We start from the raw sequence: 5,002 nt of genomic DNA on the forward strand, positions 1-5,002 counted from the left end.
GCGCAGTATCACAATGCTGTCAACGAGCAACTCCATCCGCCGTTATCTCTTCTGCTGTTATCTGCGCACATCCGCGATAAAAATCCTGTCTTACTTTTCAGCTACCACTTTGATAAGACTTTTGACACTACCTACAAGTCAAAGAGTCGGCCGAACTTGCGCAACCCCTTCACACGGCACCGCCTGAGACAGGCCCAGAGGCCCGCCTGGGTGCTCGTTACAACCGGAATCCCTAACTCCTTCTCGAGGGGCTCGATGATCTCCATCGTCCGAAGGGCTGCGCAGCTCAAGAAGAGTCCATCCGCTTCGTGAGTCGTCATCTCTTTCGCAAGGCGGTACGTCGTCGGATAGGGAATCAGATTCTTATCGTACGAACTGACGATCCCGAGGTGCTTCATACTGACCACGGTCAGGCCGGGAATCGACCTTTCCAGAAAGTCTTTTTCCTTTATGCCCGTCCCTTCCGGATAGGGTGAAATGAGAGTGACCCTCTTCAAGTCCAGCGATTGAATGGCTTCGAGAATTGCAGAGGTCATTGTTATACTTTCTATCCCTGTCGCCCTCGTCAGTGCGTCGGAGATCTCCGAGTGTCGACTTTCGTCTCCCAGAAAACTACCGACGGTACAAGCAAAAAGAATAACATCCGGCCGGCTCATGGCGACCTGCTTGCCAGCCTGGAGCATATCTTCCTCCAGCCCAAGAAAAACGCCCTCCTTTTCCCGCTCGTCCTTCGACGAGTCAGCAATGAGACAGCGACTCACATGGAACGAAACGCCATCGGGAACCATGTGACAGAATTCATACTCCACGGTCAAATTCGTCGACAGGACGATGACTCCCAAACGGGCGCGCCACCCAATGTTCTCTTCCTTTTCCGGCCCTGCAGATAGATTCTTCACGACCTTTCCTCCAACTCCCTCAAGAGCCTTCTCCCTTTTTCTCTTTTTTAGAGCATAACCCTGTTCCACATGTCAACCCGAACCCTTTGCTCAATACCATAAAGAAAGGAATCAAGCCATCTTGACTTGCTTCGGACCCGTGCCACCGTGGAGCATTATCCTTTTCCCTGTGGGTGCCGAACGCGTGGTTTCTTAGCGCTGCTTGTTGCATCTGCAAGCGCCATAATGGCGTTGACTGCTACCATCATCGCCAGCAAGAAGCGCAGCCGAGGTGATGTTGATACTATGTGGTGGATCCTAAGCGCCTTGATTATGACAATACCAGTAATCGCTCTCCTCATCATGGCGTAACACTAAATTAGAAGAATAGGCTTGAGCACGTCGGAGTCCTGTTGACAGATGTTCTGCCTATTGGGTACTATTGAAAAAAGCACGCTACTGCCAGCAGGAGGAAAAACATGCTCAAAGGCTATACGGCTCCCCGCACGCCTAAAGGTACCTCAAGCCTTGCACCGACACCGCCATGGCACTACGTCGGCACCTGTCTCGCTGTGGAGTATGAAGCCGCGCCCAAAGCGGTTGAATCCTTTCTTCCGCCTGGACTTACTTTTCATTCGCCACGCTGCGCGGCATACTTTGTAGACTGGCAATATGCCAGCGACTCCGGAGAAGAATATCTTGATCCGGTACGCAGCCAGTATCGTGAGACCATCTTCCTGATATCTGCCAGCCATGAAGGCACACCGCTGGCGTACTGTCCTTTTATCTGGGTCGACCAGGATATTGCACTGATGCGCGGATTTGCGCAAGGGTGGCCCAAGCAGATCGGCTCCACCTGGATCACGCGTGCTTTTGACCTCTCCTCGAAGGCGGGACCCGTTGTCGGGCCAGGCGGAAAGTTTGGTGCTACACTCGCAGTGAAAGATCGTCGCCTTGTGGAAGCGCTTGTCACTCTCCGGGAGCAGACCACGCAAATGCCTTCTCCCACCTTTGCAGGGGCGGTCAATGTGCGCTATTTTCCGGAGCTCGCAGCGGGACGGCATGCAACGCCGGCTGTCCACGAACTGGTGCAGTTGAAGTCGCGCGACGTCAAGATTTCACCCATCTGGACAGGGGAGGCGGCACTTACGATCTTTGATCACCCATATTTGGAGCTCCCTGAGTTGCGACCTGTCAATGTTATTGCAGGTTACCGTTTCACGTGCGCGATGACGGTGGATGACCTGGTCTTCATACAAGACCTCAGAGCCAGATAATACCAAGTTACCTTCATTCATATAGCTTCCGGGCACCCACGCAAGTGGGTGTCCCGCGCTGTCTCACTCACTGCCGCCCGCGAAGTGAAGTTTGGTTGCTTGCGGGTGCTATTTTTGAATACAACTTGGTATAAGATGGCTTAAGCTACTTCCTCCCGCGGGCATGCGCTACAATTTCAAAAGTCTTTCAGCATTTTTGTGGGTTATCTTCGCCAGGTCGTTGGGGCTGATTGGTGCAATGTCCAGCATCTTGCGGCCGTCGGCGTTGGAGGAGAAGGGATAGTCGACCGCGAACAACATGCGGTCAGCGCCGAAGACTTCCAGGGCGCACAGAAGGGGCGGAGCCGTAAAGTAGGCGCTGGTGGTGATGTAGAAGTTGGTACGGAGATAGTCGGCCACCCGCTTTTTCAACTGGGGGTTGAGCCCCGACAGGCGGCCATCAGCCCGGACCAGCGAGAAGGGAAGGTTTTCGCCCATGTGGCCGATGATGATCTGCAGCTTTGGGAAACGATCGAACAGCCCGGAGGCTACCAGGCGGAGAGAATGCATACCAGTCTCCACATGCCAGCCCCAGGCCGACGTGGATAGCGATTCTGCGATAGGCGCCGGGAGGTCTCCGAAATAAGCTCCGTAGACTGCGGGCGGCGGTGGGGCAGGGTGCAGGTAGATCGGGACATCCAACTGTTCAGCCGCGGCAAAGACGGGCTGGAATACCGGGTTGTCGAGAAAACGCCCGTTGATCGTACCGCTGATCAATGCCCCCTTAAACCCGAGCTTGGTGACGCACCGTTCCAGTTCAGCGGCGGCGGCATCAGGAGCTTGCAACGGCAACACGGCAAAAGCGGCGAACCGGTCCGGATGAGCCTTTACGGCGTTGGCCAACATATCGTTGATGTCACGGGCCACTGCGATCCCGGCGTTGCGGTCCAACTTTTCCAGGCCATCCCCGGCGACAGACAATACCTGCATGTCGATGCCGGCTGCATCCATGTCTGCCAGCCTCCTAGCCCCCAGGTCATTTAATTTCCCTTCGAGCGCGGGTGCTGTTTCCCGCGCGTTTATGCCCGCTGCTTTGAGGGCTGCCGTGAGTTGCGGCGTGCCAACATGCTCCTCGAGAGCGACAACTCTCATGCTGGACTTCTTTGCGTCTACAGCCTCGCTGCGTGTTACAAGACCTTTCAACATGGCTGGCAACGCCATCGCTGTAACTGCCGCTGTGCCAAGAAACGTGCGTCTTCCTACCTTTGAACTCATCTCGCGCCCTCTCTTTTCCAAAAGATTGCTTGACCACCCCAGCTATAGTATTCGACATTGCCGCTCTCTGGATTATACTGGAGAGCTATGCCGCGAAGCAAATGGAACGGAAGACACCAACAAGAGGACGCGTTGCGGGCTCAAAGAAGTTGTACAGTGTAACACTAGTCTCGTAATTAACGCCGATCAGCGCGAATTCATGATGACTTCGTACCAATCCTCGCCGTAAGCCTGTCTGCCGTAAAGGAGAAGGCAAGCTCGCCCGCTCGGTACAAAATCGCTCGTATGGCTCGAAAGAAAGGAGGCTACCGCAGAAGGTGAATCCTCCACTGCACGCAGTGCATCTATTTCGCGGTCGGTTTCACTTTTTGCTTTTATGTGAAGGAGATCATCAAATGAGATGGGCAGGCGACTGCAGAAACAGAGTTCCGAGCCGTACACTGCGCGCACAAGCCCGGTCGCGCACAAAGCATTATCCAGGATGAGCCCCAGCTCTTCACGCACTTCTCTTCTGAGCGCGTCAAAAGGATCGGGGCGATTATCTGATGTGTCAAACTCCCGCTCCATAAATCCCGCTATCACATGATACTTTCGACGACGGGCATCTATACGGCTCCTCTCCTCAAGAACGATCTTCCTGTCGGTTGTGACAAGAGCAACACAGACCGTAAGAGGGTTGCCTTGCGGCTCGTGCGGAAAGGCGGCCGTGAATCGGGTTGTCTCACTACCGATGCAGCTGCGAAAATCGATGTCTGAGAGCTCAAGAGAGAGGCGGCCGCTCTCGGAGCGGACATTATCGAGACGAAGCACATTCCCGTTGTACACCTCTATTCCTGCCTTCCTTGCCGATCGGACGTACTCCTCCCACGCATCCCCGATAAACTTTTCTGCGGAAGGCTCCCAGCGGATATGCACACCAGGTGTGTACCGGACATCAATAGCATTACGTTCGAAGTTCCCTTTAACCACTACCACAAACTCTTCCATCGTGTTCCCGCTCACCGGATGTACGTTACTTAACCACAATATTTGCTTTCTTCACGACTGCCGACCATTTTTTGGTCTCAGCGTCGAGGAAGGCCTGTGTATCCTTCGCGTTCATAAAATCAACCCTGTATTCCAATTTTTCTATTTTCTCCCTGGCTTCCTTGTCCTGGAGCATCTTCCTCAAAGCATCTTCCAGCTTGGTTATGATGGGAGCCGGTGTTCTGGCTGGAGCCATAAGGACGTTGTATATGGCAGCCAGCAGTTCAGGGTGTCCCTGTTCCGCCGATGTCGGTACCTGAGGAAGTCGTGGATCCCGTTTGGTGGCCAGCACTGCCAACGGTCGGATCGCGCCTGACCGTATGTGCGCTCCGCTCGACGCGTACGTGAGAACACTTACCTGCACATGGTTACCCACGAGTGCGGTGACAGACTGCAGTTCAGAATTGTAGGGAACGTGTTGTATATCTAGCTGTGTCTGAGCGTTGAACATCTCCATGACCAGATGTGGAAGCGATCCTACACCAACTGTGCTGTACGAGAGGGTCTTCGGGTGCTGTTTCGCGTAAGCCACCAGTTCAGGCAGGGTCTTCACAGGCAGATCTTTGT

Annotated in this window: 5 protein-coding genes; 1 reads left to right on the forward strand and 4 read right to left on the reverse strand. The window is 54.2% G+C overall.

Annotated elements, in window-relative coordinates:
• Positions 1–131: 131 nt before the first annotated feature.
• A complete protein-coding gene (locus VMT71_06035) occupies positions 132–899 on the reverse strand; it encodes a hypothetical protein (GenBank protein HVN23510.1) in 768 nt (255 codons plus the stop codon).
• A gap of 458 nt (positions 900–1,357) precedes the next feature.
• Here VMT71_06035 and VMT71_06040 point away from each other — a divergent pair, with 458 nt between their 5' ends.
• The gene (locus VMT71_06040) at positions 1,358–2,155 is read left to right on the forward strand and encodes an acetoacetate decarboxylase family protein (GenBank protein ID HVN23511.1); all 798 of its coding nucleotides are present in this window, start codon (positions 1,358–1,360) and stop codon (positions 2,153–2,155) included.
• A 168-nt stretch (positions 2,156–2,323) separates the two neighbouring features.
• Here the strand turns inward: VMT71_06040 and VMT71_06045 are convergent, their stop codons facing one another.
• The 3 genes from VMT71_06045 to VMT71_06055 all read right to left on the reverse strand — a co-directional run.
• Positions 2,324–3,409: an amidohydrolase family protein gene (locus VMT71_06045; protein ID HVN23512.1), complete on the reverse strand. Its 1,086-nt coding sequence runs from the start codon at positions 3,407–3,409 to the stop codon at positions 2,324–2,326.
• A gap of 186 nt (positions 3,410–3,595) precedes the next feature.
• Positions 3,596–4,396 (reverse strand): NUDIX hydrolase, encoded by an 801-nt coding sequence (locus VMT71_06050; GenBank protein HVN23513.1) that lies wholly within the window; start codon positions 4,394–4,396, stop codon positions 3,596–3,598.
• Positions 4,397–4,421: 25 nt separating this feature from the next.
• Positions 4,422–5,002 (reverse strand): tripartite tricarboxylate transporter substrate binding protein (locus tag VMT71_06055; protein ID HVN23514.1); only part of this gene is annotated, 581 nt, incomplete at its 5' end.

This window comes from Syntrophorhabdales bacterium (assembly GCA_035541455.1).
Taxonomy (GTDB): domain Bacteria; phylum Desulfobacterota; class Syntrophorhabdia; order Syntrophorhabdales; family WCHB1-27; genus JADGQN01.